General features: G+C 61.2%; 1 protein-coding gene and 1 pseudogene. Both read left to right on the top strand.

The features are described from left to right. Positions 1 to 672, top strand: a pseudogene (locus ACYVG7_RS10180) (curculin (mannose-binding) lectin protein); the annotation flags it as partial. Continuing rightward, positions 672 to 938: a hypothetical protein gene (locus ACYVG7_RS10175; RefSeq protein ID WP_460883009.1), complete on the top strand. Its 267-nt coding sequence runs from the start codon at positions 672 to 674 to the stop codon at positions 936 to 938. The pseudogene ACYVG7_RS10180 and the gene ACYVG7_RS10175, both read left to right, overlap by 1 nt. The last annotated feature ends 31 nt before the right edge of the window (positions 939 to 969 follow it).

Below are 969 nucleotides of genomic sequence, written 5' to 3'. Positions count from 1 at the left end.
GAAAACCGGGATACCGGCATCGTCACCATGGCCAGCTCGCTGGCGCTCATCGATGCGGCCGGTACTGCACTGGTGCCTCCGCTCACCCTGCACCATCGCATCGAGCACCGCAGCCTGGTGCAGGATGTGCAGCCGAACGGCGAGCTGACGCTGGCCATCCCGCTCGCCCAGGATTATCCAGCCGGTACCAGCTATGTCAGCTCCTACATCCCCCAGGGTGATCGCTATGCCAGTTGGAGCGATCTGTTCACCCAACAGACATGGGATGCCAACAACCCGAACTGGACTGATTCACCGGTCGGGCCTGAGCTGCTGGCCGACTACAACGCGATCGACTACCCGATCGAGGTCAGCAATCAGTCGGCGGTCGATGATGAGTGGCTGATAAAATTCAGCTCCACTACCACCTTCGATGTGGTCTCCCGCGACCGGGGCCTCATTGCCTCCGGCAATATCACCACCGATCTGATGCCCACCAACCCCAACACCGGTACCCCCTATTTCACTCTGCGCAAGGGCGGGTGGTCGACCGGTTGGGCCAGCGGCAACGTGGTGCGCTTCTCCACTCGCTCAGTTCAGGCCCCAGTCTGGCTGCTGCGTTGCGTCAGCATCGGCGTAGCCACCCATCCGGATGACCAGTTCGAGTACATGCAGTATGGGGATGGTGACTAATGGCAAGAACGCTGGCCTATCGCGCCGTCGACAGCCAAGGGCAGCCGGTTGCTGGCTGCCCGGTAGTCATCATGACGCGCACCAAGGGGCTTATCCCAGGCTCTGAGCCGCCAACCATTGGGCGCTATGTGCTGGGCACTACAGTGACGGCAGTCGATGGCGCCTGGTCATTCGAGGCGGATGTCGATGGGCCGCTTATGGCGGTGGCCTGGGATCCGGCGAGACTAGACCGCCGACCAATGGTAATTGAACCGATTATGGGGTGATAGATGAGCTATTTACAGGGTGGTGGCACCC

Source organism: Pseudaeromonas pectinilytica, assembly GCF_054780855.1.
This window is presented reverse-complemented; position numbering and strand designations above follow the sequence as displayed.